The sequence below is a fragment of the Streptomyces sp. NPDC090445 genome, from assembly GCF_044769385.1.
Lineage (GTDB): Bacteria > Actinomycetota > Actinomycetes > Streptomycetales > Streptomycetaceae > Streptomyces.
This window is the reverse complement of record NZ_JBIVXV010000032.1, coordinates 25,286-43,572: the sequence shown is the minus strand read 5'-3', so window position 1 is coordinate 43,572 and position 18,287 is coordinate 25,286. Positions and strand designations below refer to the sequence as shown.

Below are 18,287 nucleotides of genomic sequence, written 5' to 3'. Positions count from 1 at the left end.
CTCCATCCTCGACAGGGTGATGGGCGTTCACCGTACGAGCCGACGCGTCCGGAGAACGGTGAGCGCGCTCACGGAGCGTCGGGGGTGCCCGGCGCCTAGCGTCGGTGAGCAGAGACGGACGGTGGAGAGGGCTCGACGATGGTGTGGATCGGCGCTTTGGCGGCGGCGGTGGTGACGGGCACGGGTGCGGCGGCCGGGTATCTGGGGCTGGTGACCGGGGCGCTGCCCCTGGACGTCGGAGCCGGGCGGCGCAGCAGGCCGCTGGGACCCCAGGCCGTCGACATCGCAGCCCCGCGTGAGGTGGTGTTCGACGTCATCGCCCAGCCGTATCTGGGCCGGGCCACCCGCGCGATGCGGGAGAAGGTGCTGGTGCTGGAGCGGGGCTCGGACATGGTGCTCGCCGCCCATCGCACCCCGGTCGCCGGTGGACGGCTGACGGCGACGACGGTGGAGACGGTGCGGTTCAGCCGTCCGGAGCGGGTCGACTTCCGCCTCGTGCGCGGGCCGGTGCCCGCCGTCACCGAGTCGTTCACGCTCACCGAGCAGGAGTCCGGTACGCGGCTGGTGTACGAGGGCGAGCTCGCCACGGACCTGTGGCGAGCCGGTCAGTGGTGGGGCGGCCTGGTCGCCCCACGGTGGGAGGCGACCGTCGCCGCGTCCCTGGCCTCGGTCCGGCAAGAGGCCGAGCGGCGCGAGGTCCTGCGGTAGACGGCTCGCCGTGCCGCAGCCGGCCGAAGGCGGCTGATGCGGGTGCTGCGTGCGTGCGCATCGTGGCGGACGGGAGGAGGCGGTCGGCCATGGCGGCGAAGCGGAAAGGGCCCTCTGGACGGCAGAAGGCCATGGAGCACCTCAGCTCGGCGCACGCCGACAGCCGCCTTGGCTTTAACGCCTTGTTTCGGCCCCACTCTTCCGGTCTGAAGTGGCTCCATCGAGCGGGATCCGGTGCTGTCGGATCGGCTTGAGGTGGACCCGGGTTCCGGCCAGCCCTGGCCCCGCTCACGGGCTCTATCGATCGAGGAAGCGTCGGTCGGCCGTCAGGAGGTAGTGGCTGAGGAGTTCGCGGTTGTGGAAGGCGGAGTGCAGGAGGACAGCCAGCTCCGTGAGGGCCTTGAGGTCGGGGCTTGTGACTACGAAGGTGTCGCCCTCTGATCCAAAGTGGAGTTTGTCGACGTTTTCGGGCATGTGGGAGTGGATCAACGACTCCGCCAGGCCTTCCCAGCCGTGACCGTTGCCTTCGGCGTGGTGTTCCTCGAAGACGTCGGAGACCTGGTCCATTTCGACGAAATAGAGGCAGTGGGAGGGATCGGATTCGCTGCCTTCGTCCAGGCGGAACGGGGCCAGAGCTGATGCATCGGTCATGCGGCGATAGTAGAGATGGCCGTGCTCTGAGGCTGGTCCGGGTGACCTGTCAGGCGGAGCGGGAGTGTGTCCTCTCCTGCCTGGCTTTGGTCTGGGCGAGGCGGTAGGACTCGGTGCCGGTCTCGATGATCGCGCCGTTGAAGGTGAGCCTGTCGACGATGGCCGCGCAGAGCCGGGGATCGGTGAACGTCTTCGTCCACCCTCCAAAGGATTCGTTGGAGGCGATGGCGACACTGTTCTTTTCCTCCCTTTCGGTCAAAACCTGGAACAGCATCTCGGCTCCTCGCCGGTCCAGTTCGAGATAGCCCAGCTCGTCGATGCAGAGAAGGTCGACGCGGCCGTAGCGAGCGATCGTCTTGGACAACTGCTTCTCATCGGCGGCTTCGACGAGCTCGTTGACGAGTTTCGCGGCCAGGGCATACCGAACGCGGTGGCCCTCCATGGCGGCGGCAGTTCCCAGCCCGATCAGCAGGTGAGACTTGCCGGTGCCGGAGTCCCCGATCAGGCAGAGAGGCTCGCCCTTCTTGACCCATTCGCAGGTGGCGAGGTTGTTGATCACCGCTGGGACGACATTGGGGTTGGCGGAGTAGTCGAAATCGGATAGCCACTTCTGCCGGGGGAAGCCGGCCGCGCGGATCCGCCGTTCCGAGCGTCGCCGGTCGCGGTCCTCGCACTCTGACATCAGCAGCTCAGCGAGGAAACCTCGGTAGGAGAGCTGTTCGCGTTCGGCCCGGGCGACGAGGTCGGGGAACTGGGCCCGCATCGTGGGCAGCCGCAGGACCCTGCAGGCGGTGTCGATCGCCGCGTCGGCGGCGGGCTCGGTCAGGTAGTGATTCGGACCGGTCATGGCGCGTCCTTCCTGGACTTGTTCAGAAGCTGGTCCCAGCGTTCGAGTGCGGGCAGGGGACGCTGGTCTGCGGGGAGACGGGTGGCTCGGTGGGCGCTCAGGCTGACCACCTCACTGGGCTCGGGTCCCGGGAGCGCCGGTGCGGGTCCGTTGACGACCACGGTGGGAGAGCGGCCCTGGGCCTGGGCGGCCTTGCGGGCCTCCAGGGCCACGATGTCGGCGGTGTGGGCACCGACTGCCAGAGCAGATCGGATGCCGGCGACCACGTCCCGGTGTTCGAGGTGCCGATGCAGGAGAAGGACATGGAGCAGTTGTTTGGTGCCCTCGGTGTCGCCGTCGGCTGTCTTCGCCGCGGCCCAGAACGCTTCGTGGATGGCAGTGAACCTGCCTTCGCGGCGGGCCTGGTCGAGGGCTTCGGAACCAGCCATCGCGCCGGGCTTGGCCAGCAGCACTTCCAGGAAGTGGTCGAGGACGACTCGCTCGGCGCCTTTGGCGGTGAGCCGTGGGTGGCGGGCGATCTCCGTGCGTCCGTGGAAGACGACGAGGTCGCTGGAGCGGAGCACGACCCGGACCGTGCGGCCGATGAACCGGGCGGGAACGGAATATCGGCAGACCCTCACGGCGATCATCCCGTAGCGGTCGACCCTCGGCGTGAACACGGCGCCGGTCTCGAAGCTGTCTGTCGGCTGGGGCATGAGTAGTACCGACTCGTGGGTGAAGTCCTGTCCGATGGTCCGGATCCGCATTCCGATCCGCCGGTTTTCCTCCGCCCGCTCGAACGCCGCGAAGGACGCGTTCAGCTCGTCGAGTGAGCCGACCTGTGGAACGACCGGCAACAACTCCGGAAACGGTGGCGGCAACGGCACGAACGTCGGCGGCGAGCTCGCCGAGACCGGCACCGACGCGGCCACCAGCTGGGCCCTCGGAGGCGCCGGAGTAGCCCTCGCCATGGGTGCGGCCCTGGTCGCGGGCACCGGCAAGCGCCGCCGCCCCACGGCGTAACCAGCACCAGCCGCCCTGGCGGAGACGAACGGCAAGGCGGGCAAGCACCAGATCTGGAACCTGACGGCGGCGGGGCAGAAGGCTCTGGCGGCGCTCACGTACGCCGCCAGGTTCGTTCTGTACCTGTCGGTACGGGGGCGGCTGAGCCGGAAGGAGCAGGCGTTCGACCTGGAGCGGTTCGAGCTGCCGGTCGCGGTCTGTGCGCTGGTGTGGACGCTGGTCGCGCTGTTCGTGCTGGTCGCTCCGCGGGAGGCGCTGGTGTCGATCGTGATCGTGGTTGGTCTGCTGCTTGCGGGCGGGGTGTTCTTCCCGGACGGCAACGAGCTGCCGCCGCGCCCGAAGGCTGGCACCGGCTCGAAGGCCGTCCGAGCAGGGTTCGGCCCGCACGGCATCGCGGTGACCGACACGAACCCCGCCTACACCGGCACGGTCCTCGCCGGCGGCCGCGAGTGCCTGACCGACTGGCATGTGGAGGTGAACAACGCCATCAAGGACACCAGGCCATAGGGGGCGATGACCACCTCGTACGCCTCGCCGTCGAGGATGCGCTCGGGTCCGGCTTGTTGCAGCCCAGGACTGCGGAGATGGCATACGCCTCGAAGAACCGGTCGATCCCGAGCCCGGCGTGGAGGTCGGGCAGGTTCGGCCAGGCGTCCGACACCACAGCCGCCGGGGCCCGAGCCGACCTGCTCCCCGGGGCGCTCCTCGTCACCGAAGCCGGCGGACGGATCTCCGACGCCGAGGGCCGCCCCTGGACCCCGCAGAGCAGCAGCTTCTTGGCCGCCGCACCCGGCGTCCACGCCGAAGCCGTCGCGACGCTCTCCCGCTGACCCCTTACGAGAACCAGAAAGACCAAGAGGAACGAATCGCTATGAACGAGATCGCAATACTCGGAAACGGCCGCGTCGGCGGCAACATGGCCGCCGCCCTCACCCGGGCAGGGCATCAGGTCACCGTGGCGGACCGCGCGCAGGGCGCCGCCGCAGCCCGCACTGCCCAGATCGTTTTCAACGCCACACCGGGCAGCGGCTCACTGGAACGTCTCGCCGCGCTGCGCGAGGAACTGCGGGGCAAGATCCTCGTCGACGTCTCCAACACCACCACCGACGGCCCGGACGGACTGCCCGCCGACCTGCTCTACCCCGGCTCCAGCCTCGCCGAACAGCTCCAGGAAACACTCCCCGAAACCCGCGTCGTCAAGACGCTCAACACCATGCTCTTCTCGGTGATGACGGCGCCGGCCACGCTGACCCAGCCGCCGACCGCGTTCCTCTCCGGGGAGGACCCGCAGGCCAAGCAGACCGTCCACGAACTGCTCACCGACCTCGGCTGGCGGAAGGAGTGGATCACCGACCTCGGCGGAATCCAGACCGCCCGCGCCACGGAGGCCGCGATCCTGTTCGTGCCGCATGTGATCCGCTCCAGCGGATTCGCGCCCTTTGCGCTCTCCATCGCCCGCTGACCCGCACACCGCACTGCCGCGGGGCGGCCGACTGGCGTGTGGCCGTGGGCAGGTGCGGAGGTGGTCGTATCCGACGCCCGCGCTTCCGTCCTGTCGCGGGGAGCACCGCTAGGGGATGCCCGTAGCGTGCCGTCATGCCCGGCACCCTGCCGCCCCGGAAGCGGTCGACGCTGTTCGACCGGTTGCGGAATGGGCAGGACGGTGCCACTGCTGCGCAGGCTGTGGGCGTGGGGGTGCGGGAGGTGTTCACCGCGGCCCGTACTGACACGGCTCTCGCGTTGCTCTTGGCGGGTGCCGATCCTGACGGAGTCGGCGCCAGCGGCATCCTCGAGCGCGCCGAGTATCTGCGGCTCCTCGCTCTGGGCTGCACGCCCAGTCTCGCCCCGCAGATCCTCTTCGACGGTGCCGGCGCGTCCAGTCACTGGCTCATGGACGACCAGCCGCGCCTCATCCGCGGGGAGCACCCGCATGAGCTCGTCGGGGGTCAGGTTGGCTTCCGCTTCCCGCACCAGGACGCCCGGCAGGTCCGTGCAGCGGATGATAACGGTGTTGATCTCCCGTGTCTCCCTCACAGAGGCGCTGATCAGCGGTCTGTCGATGCCTCCGGAGTCGGTGACACCCCCCCAGGCCATACGTTCGACACAGGGGGAGAAAGTCATGACAACTCCGGAGGCCGGGCGCCCCATTGAGGGGCCACCAAGAAGGTAATGGGGGGCTCGCCGGTCCCTGGGCGTACCGCGCCGGGTACGCCCAGGGCGGGCTCATATGGCCGGGCGGCTCACTTGGCCAGACGGTCCCACAAGGAGCATCCGTGTGCGGAGTACACGTCGACGGGGCGGATCCCGCCCGGTCCCGGAGCCAGCGACTGCACCGACGGCCCGATGGGTGACGACGGGCGGAGCCTGGGCCAGCGCGGTGCGTTGGCGGTGTTCGGGTTGCCGGTGCGCGCGAAGCTCGTCCAGTAGCCGACCATCCGGTCCGACAGGGCGGACTGTTCGTCGGTCAGCGGTTGTTCGGTGGGGAGGGAGGGGAACAGGAACGGCATCTCGAAGCCGTGCGCCGTGCCGTAGGGGAAGCCCGGGTTCGCGGGCAGGCCGGCGAGGACGGGAGCGTCCGGGTCGTTGAACTCGTAGGCGTAGAGCGGCAGGTCCGGGGCGTGGGCGGCGATGGCCCGGCCGGCTGCCAGCGTGGTGCACGTGAATGACCGGTCGGTTAGCGCCGCGGCCCAGGCCAGCGCGGGAGAGGCATGGCGTGCTGCCGGGTACTGTGCCTCGACGGCCGCGGCCGCGGGCCCGAAGGCGTCCGCCAGACGAGCGCGGTAGTCGCTCTCGGTGCGGATGGGGAACGCGGCGAGCGACAGGCCCACGAACATCCGCATCTCATCGTGGTTGGTGCCCAGGACGACCGGCACACGGTGGAAGCGTCCCGACGCCAACGCCTCGTCCGGTGCGACCGGCAGCAGCTCGTTGCCGTAGGCGGGCCGGTTGAAGGACTGCATCAGCTGCGCGGTGGCGAGACGTTCAGTGCTCTGCTCGCGCAGGCACGCGAGCACCTCGTTCCCGCCACCCGCCGTGCAGCCCAGTTGTCGGGCGGCCTCCGCGCCGGCCGTCCGGACGTCGGTCTGCGAGGCGAACGGCTCGTACGCCGGTGTTCCGGGCGCGAGCGCGCCGCGCGGGAAGGAGGTGAGGCAGGAACCGCTCTGGAGGATGGTGCGCTGGAAGAGCCCTGCGGCTGTCGGTGAGGTGAGGTGCGCGCAGATGCCGAGGGCGCCCGCAGACTCCCCGAACAACGTGACCTTGCCCGGATCGCCGCCGAAACGCTCGGCGTTGGCCCGCACCCAGCGCAGGGCGGCCTGCTGGTCGGCCAGGCCGAACGGCGGGGCGGCGCCCAGCCCGGCGTGCCCGAAGTAGCCGAAGATCCCCAGCCGGTAGTTGACCGTGACGACGACGGCGTCACCCTGAGCCGCCAGGCGTTCCGCGCTGTAGTCGCTGCCGGAACCGCCCAGGAACGCGCCGCCGTGCATCCAGACCAGCACGGGCCGCTTCTTCCCGGCCCGCTTCGTGGCCGGCACCGTGACGTTGAGGTAGAGGCAGTCCTCCGAGCCGACGACAGCGCTCACATCCGTGTGTGCATCCGCGCCCGTACCCGGTGTCGGCATCTGCACACAGCGCTGGGCCGGCTTCGTCGCGTCCCGGACGCCCTGCCATACGGCGGCGGGCACGGGGGCCTGCCAGCGCAGCGGTCCGGTCGGCGGCGCGGCGTAGGGAAGGCCGTCGAAGGTGGCGTACGCGCCGTGCGACACACCGCGTACCAGGCCCTGTTCGGTTCGGACGACGATACCGCCCTGCCCCGCGGAGTCAGGGGGACCGGGGCGCGCGCCGGCAGGTGTGGTGGTGGCCGTGAGCAGTGCCGCCGTGCACAGCAAGGGGAGGAGCAACACGCGAACTGCGGCTCTCCGGCCGGGACGTGGTGCTGTCGTGGTCGGGGACATGCACACCCACCATTCTTGGGTCGGGGACGGCACGGGACGAGGCCGTGCGCGGTCGCACGCGGGCACACCGGCAGCCGGCCGCGTACGTGGTCTGAGCTGCGGCATCGGTGCGGACCGACGCCGTCGGTGATCAATACGCTAGGACCTCCCGCGCACTGGAGGTTCAAGAGCTGTGACGCAAGACACGTGGAGCATCGGTGAGCTCGCGGCCAGAACGGGCCTTCCCGTCAAGACGATCCGCTACTACTCCGACAGCGGTCTGCTGCCCGTGGCCGCTCGTAGCAGCGGTGGCCATCGGCGCTACGGCCCCGAGGCGTGGGAGCGGATCCGGCTCATCAGACGCCTGCGGGCGCTGGATACTCCGATCGCGACCATCACCCAAGTGGTCACGGGCGAGCGCACGCTCGACGAACTGGTGTCGTCCGAGCTCGGAGCAGTACAGGAACGCCTGACCGAACTGCGGTGGCGCGAGGCCACGCTCAAGGCCCTGGACGACTGCGCGGGGGAGGAGCGACTCCGGCGGCTGGAGATACTCTCACGCGTGCAGAGGCTTCCGGAGGCGCAGCGCACGCTCACCGACCACTGGCACCGGCAGCTGTCCGCGGCCATGCCCGAACGCCGACTCGACATCATGATCGCCATGTTGGCCCCCGCCCCGCCACAGGACCCCGTCCCCGCCAAGGCCCTGGCCTACGCCGAGCTGCACCTGCTCATCGCCACGCCCAGCTTCACCCGCTGGACCCAGGACTACGAAGAAGAGATGAGGGACGGACCGGCCTTCTACGCGGAGATCGACGAAGCCGCGGCCCTGACGGCCGCCGCCCTCGCCCAGGGGCTGCCGCCCGGGGCAGGGCCTGCGGTGGACGCGTTCGCGTCGGCCCACGCCCGAGCCCGCCGGGAGTCGGACACCCCTGCCTTCCGCGCCTACCTGCACGGGCTGGTGTCGCGGTCGTCGGGTTTCGACCCCCGCCTGGAGCGGTACTGGTCCCGGGTCGGCACCGTCACGGGCGGCCGCGTCCTGAACATGACGGTGGCTCATCGATGGCTGACTGACGGCCTGTCGCTGTCGATCACTGGCGCCGCCTCCGACACACCGCGGTCTTAGAGGGCGTTTGAAGTAGGCGGATTGCCCTTTGATGCCCTAGTACATCCCCCGCCAGGTTGGCGTGGTTTCGTCCGTTACGCGCTTGGCGAGGTTGTCGATCGAGGCGATGTGGATCATGGCTTCGGAGCTGGTGGTGAGGGTCTCGTAGTCGCGTGCGAGGCGGCGGTGCATCATGATCCAACCGATGCTCCGCTCCACCACCCAGCGTCTTTTCACGACGTGGAAGCCGCGGACTCCGGGGTTTCTGTTGACGACTTCGACGTCGATTCCGAGGCCCGCGCCGTGCTCGATGACGGCGTTCTTGAAGCCGGTGTCGACCCAGCTTTTGGCGATGGTGGGGTAGGCCGCTTTCGCCTGTTCGAGGAGACGTATTCCCATGGCATTCTCGGAGAGGCTGGCGCTGGCGACGGTCACGGCGAGGATGAGGCCGATCGTGTCGGTCAGGATGCCGCGCTTCCGGCCGACGATCTTCTTCGCGGCATCGGTTCCCTGGCTGGTCAGGGGCACGTTGGTGGAAGTCTTCACGCTCTGGGTGTCGATGACCGAGGCGGTCGGCTCGGGCTTGCGGCCTTCCTTGACGCGGGCCAGGCCGGTCAGGTCGTAGTTGAGCTGGGCGAATATTCCCTCGTCGCGCCAGGCGGCGTAGTAGGCGTAGACGGTGCCGTGGCTGGGGAAGTCGTGCGGGAGGTATTTCCAGGGGATTCCCGTGCGGTTGATGTAGAGGATCGCATTGAACACATCGCGTAAATCGACCTTGGCCGGCTGGCCGGTGGGCCGGCGTTCGAGCCGGGCGTTTCGCCAGGCCGTCAGCGTCGGCTCGATCAGGGCCCACCGGGCGTCGGACAGGTCGCTGGGGTACGGCTTGCGCTCGCTCACGGCGCAGCGTGAGCATGGATATGCCGGAAGATATCGTTCCGCTGGCAACTGGGAGTTTCTGCGATATCTCTACATCAGACGGGTTTCCAGGCAAAGAAGCGGATGAGACAGGCAGGAGGGCTCTCGGTCTGCCGGGTGACATTCCTCCCCTACAGGCTGAACTACATCAAAGCAGGACAGTCATATAAGCCGCACAATGCCCTTAGCCTGGGTAAAAGCCCTCTCAGAACTCGTTCTCACTCAAGTGATGTCGGAGCCCTGTTCTGAGAATAGTTTGTGAGAGGATTCCGGGCGTGACGGACCCTCAGGACACCACCGTGAGCGACGCCGACGACGTCGAGCGCCACCCCTGCCCGCGCTGCGGCGTCCAGCCCGGCTCGCCCTGCCGCTCGCGTGCGGGCGCGGTCGCCGGGATCTACCACACCGGCCGGTTCAAGAAGGTGGCCCGGCTCGCCAAGCTGCTGCGGGTGCCGACCCCGGCCGACCGCGGGCCCGGTCAGCCCTGGCGGTCCGGCACCCCACCGCCGGCCGCGCCCGAGACGGGCGCCCCGGGTGCGGACATCCGCATCGGGTACGCCCGGTGCAGCCACCTCACCCAGGAGCTGCAGTCGCAGCTGGACGCGCTCAGCGCGCACGGCATCCCCCGGGACAAGATCTTCTCCGAGAAGATCAGCACCCGCATCCGGGTCCGCCCCCAGTTCGAGGCCGCCCTCACCCTCGCGCGCGAGATCAAGGCCCATGCCCCGCACTGCCGCGTGCTGTTCACCGTCTACGAGATGAAGCGGCTCGGCCGCGACGCCGCCGAACTCACCGCGCTGGCCGACCACCTGACCGCCCACGGCCTGGTCCTGGAGATGCTGGCCGGCCCGCTGCCCGGCATCTACGACCCGTCCGGCCCCGGCCGGATGCTCTTCGGGTTCTTCGCCGCGATGGCCGAGACTGAGCGGGAGAGCATCCGCGAGACCACGCTGGAGGGGCTCGATGCCGCCGCCCGCAAGGGCAAGCACGGCGGCCGGCCGCCCGTCATCACCGACGACATGCTGCACACCGTGCTGCGGCGCCGGGCGGCGGGCGAGTCCGTCGAGCAGATCCGGCCCGACCTGATCATCCCCACCGGCAAGCGCAAGGGCCAGAACCCCGGCCTGGCCAGCATCTACCGGGCACTGGCCGAGCACGAGAAGCGCCAGGCGTACCCCGAAGCCGTCGAAGCGGCCCACGCCGACTTCCAGGCCGCCGAAGCCCTCACCGCACGACCTTGATCAATCTCACCGATAACCACGGTTCCATTGATCCCCGGGGCCGGTAAACGTCCGTGGCCACTACCGGAAGAACGGCAGCTACGTCCGGCCGCACACGCGCAGGAACCGACCCGGCTCTGCTTCCCCTCGTCCGGCCATCCCCCGCCAACGGTCGGCTCCGGGCGCGACCACGAACGTCCGCGGCCGCTACCGGAACGGCTCCTACGTCCGACCGAACACCCGCCGGATCAGCGGTCCGGTCGTAGTGGCGGCCAGCGGGGGCCGGCTGCTGCTCCTGATCGTTGTCCTGCTCGCGCTCTTCGGCGGCGGGGAAGCGCCGGCGGGGACCTCGCCTTCCCCCGTCGCCAGCACTTCCGGGGCGCCCCGGTAGCAGTACGGCACAGCGCAGGCCCCGGACGATTCCTTCCGTCCGGGGCCTGCTTGCTTCGAGCAGTGGCTACGTCAACGCTGCTGGTTGAGCGCCTTGAGAACCAGGGGGCGGGGCATCGCGGGCTTGGCCCGTTTGGCGAGGACGTTGGCGTTGGCGCCGGTCTTGGCGTCTACCACGGAGGGCCTGGCTCTGTCCCGGCTTCCGCTGTTCCGATCCGCTCCGGCGGCGATGCCGGGATAATCCCCCCGCAAGAGTGCGGCATCAGGCCGACCGCATTGCCATGGCGATTATCTCCACACGAACCGTTGGGGCTGACGTGGAATCGGGAGTGTGTGATGACTGAACCGGATGATGGCGACGGAAACAGCGGCGGAAACGGCGGTGAACCGGATGCAGCCGCGATCTGGTACATCCTGGGACTTATTGCTGGAGTGTTCTTGGTGGGGAAGGTAGTTGTTTCCCAGGATCTCTCCGGTGACACGACGTCTACGGTGCAAAACCTGCTGCTCGTGGCCCTGTTTCTCGCCCCAATGTTCCTTCTTGGGGGCATCTCGAAGCACCTGAGCAGAGAAGCTGCTCGGGGGAAGATCTCGTGGGAGACATACTGGACAACAATGGTCGGTATCACCGTACCTGTACTCGCGTTGCTAGGTATCACAAGCATTGATGACGTGCTTGACCTCGCCAACGCGTGGAGTGCGCACGATAAATGATGGGGCACCCAGAAGCCGAAGAACCGCGGGCCGGGGTAGCAAATTCGGCTTAGCGGGAGAAGGGCGCACGCCCTGCCCCCGTACGCCCATAGGCTGATCGCCATGAATGAGCGCGCTATCTGCCCCGACGTCTCCGACGACGTCGACTTCCTCGGCGGCCCCTACGGTGGATCGACCCAGACACTCGCCGCGCGCCCCGGGGCGCCGGACGAACTGCCCGCCTTCCTGTTCTGGTGGGGTCCCGGCGAAGTCCCGGAGCAGGTGGCCGGCGGGCGTCCGGCCGAAGAGGTCGCGGAGACCCGCTCGCACTATCAGCTCTCCAGTGGTCTTCGGGGACGGGCCAGGCGTGCGGGAAGACCGCCTCCGCACGGCACCCGGCCTCACCGAGCCCCGGGGCGGCGTTCACCAGGTTGTGGGTGGCCCGGCTGGCGGCACGGAGAAGGTGGGCGGCCAGCGCGGCTGTCCGCTCGTCGGCGTCCAGGTCTTCGATCTCCCGCGGAACCGGCAGGCTCAGGGCGGTCAGGGCGGGGCACGCAACTGGGCCTCGCCCGGGGTGAACTTGTCGTACATGACCGGCATCATCCCGCACCCGGAGGACCGGGACAGCGACCCGCGATGAGCGGGTCCTGGGACGGCGAGAACCCTCAGCTCAGGATCGTGATCGGTGCTAGGCAACCAAGATCAAGTGCCTAGCGGGGGTTGAGGAACATCCATGTCAGATCGTGCGCTAAGCCCTCGTCGGCCCTGGTGGGCGGCTGACGGGGTGTCGGCGGCTGGATCGGTCTGAAGCCTTCCCACGGATAACACCCCAATATCTGCGGTAGCTTGATTCGTCACCTGCAGTGAGGTTCGTCGGCCGCTGCGTGACGCGGCCCTGTTATCCGTGGCAAGGAGGAAGTGGTGCCCACCGTGGTGCAGCTGCCGACCGGGAAGGCGTTGACCGTCCGGACGGCGGTCGACGTGTTCCTCGACTCGCTCGGCAACCCGAACACGGTCCGGAACTACGGGATCGGGGTCGGCAAGACCGCCGAGCGGATCGGCGAGGGCCGGCCCCTGGCGTCGGTCGCGGACGACGAGATCGACGAGGCCCTCGAACTGCTCTGGGGCACCGCAGCGGTCAACACCTGGAACTCGCGCCGGGCCGGGGTGCTGTCCTGGCTCAGCTGGTGCCGCGAGCGCGGCTACGACGGACCGGCGGTCCCGGCCTGGGCGAAGCGGCTGGCGGTGCCGGACTCCGAGACCCCGGCCCGCTCGAAGATGGCGATCGACCGGCTGATCGCCCGGCGCGAGGTGCATCTGCGGGAGAAGACGCTGTGGCGGATGCTTTACGAGACCTCGGGGCGGGCGGAAGAGATCCTGGGCGTGAACATTGAGGACCTGGACTTCGTCGGGCGTCGCTGCCCGGTGAAGTCGAAGGGTGCCCGGACCAAGGCCCGCCGCCGCGGCCAGGTCCGTGAGGACTACGTGCTGGAGACCGTGTACTGGGACGCCGGCACCGCCCGGCTTCTGCCGCGGCTGCTGAAGGGCCGTGCCCGCGGGCCGGTGTTCGTCACCCACCGCAAGCCCGGCCCCGGCAAGGTCGTCAGCCCCCGTGACGTCTGCCCGGACACCGGGTTCGCCCGGCTGTCGTATGGGCAGTCCCGAGCCCTGCTGGACGAGCACACGGCCGTACGGGGGCCGGGCACTGGCTGGGACCTGCACGAGTACCGCCACTCTTCCCTGACCCACCTCGGCGAGCGGGGCGCGTCGCTGCTGATGCTGATGGCGAAGTCCCGGCACAAGAAGCCGGAGAACGTCCGCCGCTATTTCAAGCCGTCCCCGGAAGCGATCGCCGAGCTCACCAGCCTGCTTGCCCCAGGCGACGCAAGACGCTGAGCCGGGCCGGATGGCCCACGCATCCCAGACACAGTGGCTTGAAGGAGCAAGTACCGGCAAGAACTGTGTCACCGGCTGCGAAGAACGGTGCCGTCCGCCTGCGCGCGGCTGAGGGCGCGCCTCCCCGCACGGCCGGCTGCCCCAGACTTCGGTGCGGACGACCTGGCCGCCCGGCCTCGACGGACAGGAACGCTCGGTCACCAGGCATCATCGAGCAACACCGCATGGACAGGAGCATCTCCATGGCCACCCCAACCCCGCCGCAGGGACAGCCCCCGCACAATCCCCACCAGCCGCCCTACCCGCCACGTCCCTACGGGCATCAGCCGCCCTACCTGCCGCAGCCCGGGATGCCGCAGGCACCGGGTGCTTGGCCTTGGCCGCCACCGCCGGTCAAGCCCGGCATGAGTACCGGAGCGAAGGTCGGCATAGGCTGCGGCGCCATCGTCGGCGCGCTCGTCCTCATGTCCGGGTGCGCAGCGATCCTCAGCGCCGGGAGCGGCAACGGCACAGGCGGCGAGAGACAGACCCGTGCCACCACGCCGTCCGGAGCCTCGTCCGCGTCCACCAAGGCCAAGCCGGCACCCACGAAAGAGATCAACGAGACTCCGCCGGTCACGCTGACAGCGGAGAAGGCCGCATTCAAGCCGACGTCGCTGCACGACGGCAGCGACTACACCTCGGTCCAGGTCACCGTCGTCAACAACTCCGATGACACGGTTTCTGTCAACCCGCTCTACTTCGAGGTCACGGACTCCGACGGCGTTAAGCACTCCGCCGAGATCTTCGGCGCCGACGACAACCTTCAGGCAGTCAAGCTCTACAAGGGCGAGAAGGCCACCGGCACCGTCACCTTCAAGGGCAAGATCACCCCCGCGAAGGTGTACTTCCGCAAGTCCGGCTTCGGCACCACCTACAGCGCCCCCGTCAAGTAGTGCTGCCGCACGGACAGGGCCGGACCCAAAGGCAGTGGGTCCGGCCCTTCCGCATTCTCCCAGCCCGGCTGGCCGACTCGTCGATGGTCCGTCAGCCAGATCGGCCGAAGACACGCGCGCGAGTCACCTCCACCCAGGTCGGCGACCGCTCGTGCTTGTCCAGCATTCTGGAACGCCCGCCGCGGCGCCGTGTTGTCCTGGACGAGCTGGTGCTTCGAGCGAGGTTATGAGGGCCCGACGATCCCGGCCTGGGCGAAGAGACTGGCTGTGCCGGACTCTGAGACCCCGGCCCGCTCGAAGATGGCCGTCGACCGGCTGATCGCCCGGAGCGAGGTCCACCTGCGGGAGAAGACCTTGTGGCGGATGCTCTACGAGACCTCGGGCCGGGCGGAGGAGATCCTCGGCGTGAACATCGAGGACCTGGACTTCGCCGGGCGCCGCTGCCCGGTGAAGGCGAAGGGTGCCCGGACCAAGGCACGCCGCCGGGGCCAGGTCCGCGAGGACTACGTGCTGGAGACCGTGTACTGGGCCCTGTTCTCGTATAGCTACGGCCAACGGACATGTAGCGCTGCGTGACCGTTGTGGTCGTCGTTTCCCCTCGCTGGGCATCTCGTTGAGCTGAACGAGTGATCTCGGGCGGGGCAGAGGAGCACGCGTGCGGCAGGACTGGGAGCCGGAGGACCTGATCGAGGTCTGGACGCTGCTCGAAGACGACATGAAGCGAGTGCGGAACAAGTCCGGGACGACCAAGGCTCGGCTTCGTTATCTGGAGTCGCTGAGGCCCTGTCCACCACGTCCAGCACGTACGGGTGAAGGCTCCTTTGGCCCGTCCTGGATGGGATTACCTTCCGTCATCCACCACGGATGAGCGGGAGGTTCCATGCGGGTACAGCGCGTGCTGATGCCGGACTCGGAGGCCGAGTCGTGGACCGTGCTCGGGGACGACCACGTTCCGGTCGCGCCGATCGAGCACTACCTGGCTTACTTGGCCTGGGGCGAGAAGTCACCGAACACGGTCAAGGCGTACGCCCACGATCTGAAGGACTGGTTCGTCTACCTGGCCAGTCGGGGGCTGGACTGGCGGTCGGTGACGCTGGAGGACGTCGCCGGGTTCGTGGGCTGGCTTCGGTTGCCGCCGCAGGCCCGGGACGGGAAGGTCGCGGTGTTGCCAACGGCGGACCATCACTGCGCGGAGTCCAGCGTGAACCGCAAGCTCGCCGCGCTGTCGTCGTTCTGCGAGTTCCACGCCCGCCACGGGGTGGCGCTCGGCGGGCTGATGGTGACGATGCGCCCCGCAGGCCGCCGTGGTCGCGGCAGTTCCTACAAGCCGTTCTTGGAGCACATCGCCAAGAGCCGTCCGCAGAAGGCGCGCACGATCCGGCTGCGGCAGCCGCGGCGGCGGCCGGTCGTGCTGTCCGCCGGTGACGCCCAGGCGGTGCTGGACGGGTGCGACCATCTACGGGACCGGCTGCTGTTCGCGCTGTTGCTGGACACGGGGCTGCGGATCGGCGAGGCCCTGGGCCTGCGGCACGAGGACATCGCGCTGGCCGAGCGGCAGGTGAGCGTCATCCCGCGCCCGAACGCCAACCGAGTGCGGGCGAAGGCCGGCCGCTCGCGGAGCGTCCCGGCCAGCGCGGAGCTGATGCGGCTCTACGCCGACTACCTCAACCGCGAGTACGGGGCACTCGACTCGGACTACGTGTTCGTCAACCTCTGGGGCCGCCCGCACGGCCGCCCGCTCACCTACTCCGCTGTCTATAACCTGGTGGAACGGCTGCGCCGCCGCACCGGCATCGACTTCGAGCCGCACCAGTTCCGGCACACCTACGCCACCTGGCTGCTGCGCAAGGGCGCCGGCATGGAGAGCGTGAAGGAACTCCTCGGACACGCCTCGATCACCACCACGATGGATACATACGCGCACCTCACCGTCGAGGATGCCCGCCGGACGCTGGAAGCGGCGGGCTGGTTCACCGGCCGGGAGGTGCGGCTGTGACCGTCACCCCTCTGCCCACTGCCCCGCTCGGCCGGTCCGGGCTGCTGGAGAAACTGCTGGCAGCCGTCCGCCCGGAGTTCCGCGTCGACGTCCTGGTCCCCGACGCCGGCGACCCGGTGCTGGGCTGGAAGCGCTGCCCGGTCCCGGGCTGCAACCGCGCCGCCCACGAGCAGGGCCTATGCACCGGCCATGCTCAGCGATGGCGCCGGGACGGTCGCCCTGACCTCGCGGTGTTCCTCGCCGACCCCGGCCCCCCGCTCCGGGGCCTGGGCGAGCTCACACACTGCACCGTTCCGGGCTGCCGCTTCGGCGCGGCCGGCAAGGGATTGTGCTCGCGGCACCGCGACAAATGGTCCCGCTCCGGCAACCCCGATCCCGCCGCCTGGGCGGCCTCCGCGCCGCCGCTGCCGGGCACCGACCGCACCGAGTGCGGCCTGCCCACTTGCACCTTGTGGGTGGAGAACGCGTCGAACGCGTTCTGCAAGAGCCATCACGTCCGGTGGCGCCAGGACGGCGCCCCGCCGGTCGAGGAGTTCATCGTCGAGTGCCAGTCCTTCGGCCTGCCCCGAGTGGACTTCCGTGGCCTTTCCCCGCAGCTCAAGCTGGAGTTTCAATACGCCGTCCAGGCCCGACGCGACGAACAGACCGTCACCGCCCCGACCCGCCTGATCACCGCCGCCATCCGTTGGGCTCGCGAGGAACGGGTCGCGTCCCTCCTGGACTACACCGCGGAACGGTGGCAGCGCGTTGCCAACCCCTACCAGCGCCGCGGGTCCGGCGGCTACGACAGACGTGTCGCGGTGTTCCTCTTCTACGCCAGAGACGCCGTCGAGACCCTCCGCGACGGCGCCGGCTGGGAGGTCGAGTACGCCCGTGACATCTGGCGGCTGGGCAAGCTGACCGGGCTCAACCGCAGCGCCAGCCGACCCCGTCCCCGCAGCGAGCTGCGGTTCGACCGCATCGCCCAGCCCTGGCTGCGGGTGCTGGCGAAGCGGTGGATCCGGCTGCGGCTGTCGGCTGGCCTGAACGTCGGCACGGTCACCGGCTACATGCAGGCCCTGACCCGGTTCAGCGAGTTCCTCACTGCCGTCGGCCCCACCGTCGTCCGCGGCCTGGCCGACGTCGACCGGGCCCTGCTGGAGCGCTACCTGGCCTGGCTGACCGACCTTCCCGGCGGACTCAGCTCGAACGAGAGCCGCGTCAACGGCCTGCACCTGCAGCGGCCGGCCACGTACGCGCGGGATTCCGGCGGTGCGCAAGTGAAGTGGCTTCCGCCGGTGGTCTATCGGGTGTGGCGGGATGTGGGGGTGCGTGGCTTCGATGCTGCGGGCTTGCCCCGGTCGAGGTTCCGCGGTCGCTGGGCTGCGCGCAACTCGGCGTTCTGCGACGTGATGGTCCGCACTGGGCTGAGGCTGGCTGAACAGTCCGCGCTGACCGTCTTTGAGGTGCCGTGGCGATCACCGCTGCTGGGCGGCCACGCGAGGTTCTGGCTGCCAGCCGCGGTGGCGAAGGGCGGCTCGGCGCGCTGGACGTACGTGCCCGACGGCGCGCTCGCGGACCTCGATGACTACCAGCGATGGGACCGGGCTGGGGTCGTCGCGGAGGCGCAGGCGGCCGGCCGGTATGCCCGGTGGCGGCGCCCGTGGGTCGTGGAGGACCCACAGAAGCCGTGGGCCCGCCGGGTCGGTTCGCAGTTCCGTGTCGCCGTGGAGCACCTGGCGCTACGCGAACGGCGCCTGCTGCTGGTGAACGGGTCGGGCGGCTTGGAACCGGCGATGCTGTGGCTCGGCGAGAGCGGGCAGCCGTTGTCGTTGTCCTCGTGGAAGGAGATGTTCTCCGCGGCGAACCGGCGCTGCCTAGCGGCGGGCGTGAAGGTGGCCTGCCACGCCCATATGCTGCGCCACATTATCTCCGCTTAGTTCCCGTGTAGCGATTGAACCCAAGTAGGCTCTTGGCCTTGGCGTTTGGGCTTTGCGCTGACCCGTGTGGTGTTCCTA

Annotated in this window: 16 protein-coding genes and 2 pseudogenes; 13 read left to right on the top strand and 5 right to left on the bottom strand. The window is 69.3% G+C overall.

Annotation, left to right across the window (positions count from 1 at the left end; genetic code table 11):
- Nucleotides 1-138: 138 nt before the first annotated feature.
- Entirely contained in the window at nt 139-708 is a 570-nt protein-coding gene (locus ACIQUT_RS34880; protein WP_403569002.1) for an SRPBCC family protein, read from the top strand.
- 297 nt (nt 709-1,005) lie between these two features.
- On the opposite strand, the gene ACIQUT_RS34875 is transcribed toward ACIQUT_RS34880, so the two are convergent.
- Genes ACIQUT_RS34875 through ACIQUT_RS34865 form a run of 3 tightly spaced genes read right to left on the bottom strand, consistent with a single transcriptional unit; the run spans nt 1,006 to nt 2,901 of the window.
- Nucleotides 1,006-1,359: an Imm51 family immunity protein gene (locus ACIQUT_RS34875; RefSeq protein WP_403569000.1), complete on the bottom strand. Its 354-nt coding sequence runs from the start codon at nt 1,357-1,359 to the stop codon at nt 1,006-1,008.
- Between the two features lie 49 nt (nt 1,360-1,408).
- Nucleotides 1,409-2,206, bottom strand: a complete 798-nt coding sequence (istB, locus tag ACIQUT_RS34870; RefSeq protein WP_403568998.1) for an IS21-like element helper ATPase IstB — start codon at nt 2,204-2,206, stop codon at nt 1,409-1,411.
- The gene (locus ACIQUT_RS34865) at nt 2,203-2,901 is read right to left on the bottom strand and encodes a Mu transposase domain-containing protein (protein ID WP_403568996.1); all 699 of its coding nucleotides are present in this window, start codon (nt 2,899-2,901) and stop codon (nt 2,203-2,205) included. The genes istB and ACIQUT_RS34865 overlap by 4 nt, the downstream gene beginning before the upstream one ends.
- Between ACIQUT_RS34865 and ACIQUT_RS34860 the strand changes: the two genes are divergently transcribed.
- From ACIQUT_RS34860 to ACIQUT_RS34845, 4 genes and pseudogenes are all read left to right on the top strand, one after another.
- The gene (locus ACIQUT_RS34860) at nt 2,900-3,208 is read left to right on the top strand and encodes an LPXTG cell wall anchor domain-containing protein (RefSeq protein WP_403568994.1); all 309 of its coding nucleotides are present in this window, start codon (nt 2,900-2,902) and stop codon (nt 3,206-3,208) included. The two genes, ACIQUT_RS34865 and ACIQUT_RS34860, sit on opposite strands and share 2 nt — an antisense overlap.
- Before the next feature lie 207 nt (nt 3,209-3,415).
- On the top strand, nt 3,416-3,715 hold the full coding sequence (locus ACIQUT_RS34855; RefSeq protein ID WP_403568992.1) for a hypothetical protein: 300 nt from the start codon (nt 3,416-3,418) through the stop codon (nt 3,713-3,715).
- A gap of 161 nt (nt 3,716-3,876) precedes the next feature.
- Nucleotides 3,877-4,038 (top strand): annotated as a pseudogene (locus ACIQUT_RS34850) (inositol monophosphatase family protein); the annotation flags it as partial.
- 41 nt (nt 4,039-4,079) lie between these two features.
- A complete protein-coding gene (locus ACIQUT_RS34845) occupies nt 4,080-4,670 on the top strand; it encodes an NADPH-dependent F420 reductase (protein WP_403568990.1) in 591 nt (196 codons plus the stop codon).
- Between the two features lie 778 nt (nt 4,671-5,448).
- Here ACIQUT_RS34845 and ACIQUT_RS34840 read toward each other — a convergent pair.
- Complete coding sequence (locus tag ACIQUT_RS34840) at nt 5,449-7,161, bottom strand: carboxylesterase/lipase family protein (RefSeq protein WP_403568988.1); 1,713 nt, start codon at nt 7,159-7,161, stop codon at nt 5,449-5,451.
- A 172-nt stretch (nt 7,162-7,333) separates the two neighbouring features.
- Here ACIQUT_RS34840 and ACIQUT_RS34835 point away from each other — a divergent pair, with 172 nt between their 5' ends.
- A complete protein-coding gene (locus tag ACIQUT_RS34835; RefSeq protein WP_403568986.1) occupies nt 7,334-8,266 on the top strand; it encodes a MerR family transcriptional regulator in 933 nt (310 codons plus the stop codon).
- A gap of 36 nt (nt 8,267-8,302) precedes the next feature.
- On the opposite strand, the gene ACIQUT_RS34830 is transcribed toward ACIQUT_RS34835, so the two are convergent.
- The gene (locus ACIQUT_RS34830) at nt 8,303-9,142 is read right to left on the bottom strand and encodes an IS5 family transposase (RefSeq protein ID WP_403568984.1); all 840 of its coding nucleotides are present in this window, start codon (nt 9,140-9,142) and stop codon (nt 8,303-8,305) included.
- Nucleotides 9,143-9,435: 293 nt separating this feature from the next.
- On the opposite strand from ACIQUT_RS34830, the gene ACIQUT_RS34825 reads away from it, so the two are divergent.
- The 7 genes and pseudogenes from ACIQUT_RS34825 to ACIQUT_RS34795 all read left to right on the top strand — a co-directional run bounded on the left by ACIQUT_RS34825 (nt 9,436) and on the right by ACIQUT_RS34795 (nt 18,209).
- Nucleotides 9,436-10,401 carry a recombinase family protein gene (locus tag ACIQUT_RS34825; protein ID WP_403568983.1) on the top strand — a complete coding sequence of 322 codons (966 nt, stop codon included), beginning with the start codon at nt 9,436-9,438 and terminating at the stop codon, nt 10,399-10,401.
- A 705-nt stretch (nt 10,402-11,106) separates the two neighbouring features.
- A complete protein-coding gene (locus tag ACIQUT_RS34820) occupies nt 11,107-11,484 on the top strand; it encodes a hypothetical protein (protein WP_403568981.1) in 378 nt (125 codons plus the stop codon).
- A 900-nt stretch (nt 11,485-12,384) separates the two neighbouring features.
- Complete coding sequence (locus tag ACIQUT_RS34815; protein ID WP_403568979.1) at nt 12,385-13,359, top strand: tyrosine-type recombinase/integrase; 975 nt, start codon at nt 12,385-12,387, stop codon at nt 13,357-13,359.
- A 404-nt stretch (nt 13,360-13,763) separates the two neighbouring features.
- Nucleotides 13,764-14,294, top strand: a complete 531-nt coding sequence (locus ACIQUT_RS34810; RefSeq protein ID WP_403568977.1) for a DUF4352 domain-containing protein — start codon at nt 13,764-13,766, stop codon at nt 14,292-14,294.
- A gap of 168 nt (nt 14,295-14,462) precedes the next feature.
- Nucleotides 14,463-14,822: pseudogene (locus ACIQUT_RS34805) on the top strand (site-specific integrase); the annotation flags it as partial.
- A 352-nt stretch (nt 14,823-15,174) separates the two neighbouring features.
- Entirely contained in the window at nt 15,175-16,290 is a 1,116-nt protein-coding gene (locus ACIQUT_RS34800; protein ID WP_403568975.1) for a tyrosine-type recombinase/integrase, read from the top strand.
- Nucleotides 16,287-18,209 (top strand): hypothetical protein, encoded by a 1,923-nt coding sequence (locus tag ACIQUT_RS34795; protein WP_403568973.1) that lies wholly within the window; start codon nt 16,287-16,289, stop codon nt 18,207-18,209. Before ACIQUT_RS34800 ends, ACIQUT_RS34795 begins: the two co-directional genes overlap by 4 nt.
- Nucleotides 18,210-18,287: the final 78 nt, after the last annotated feature.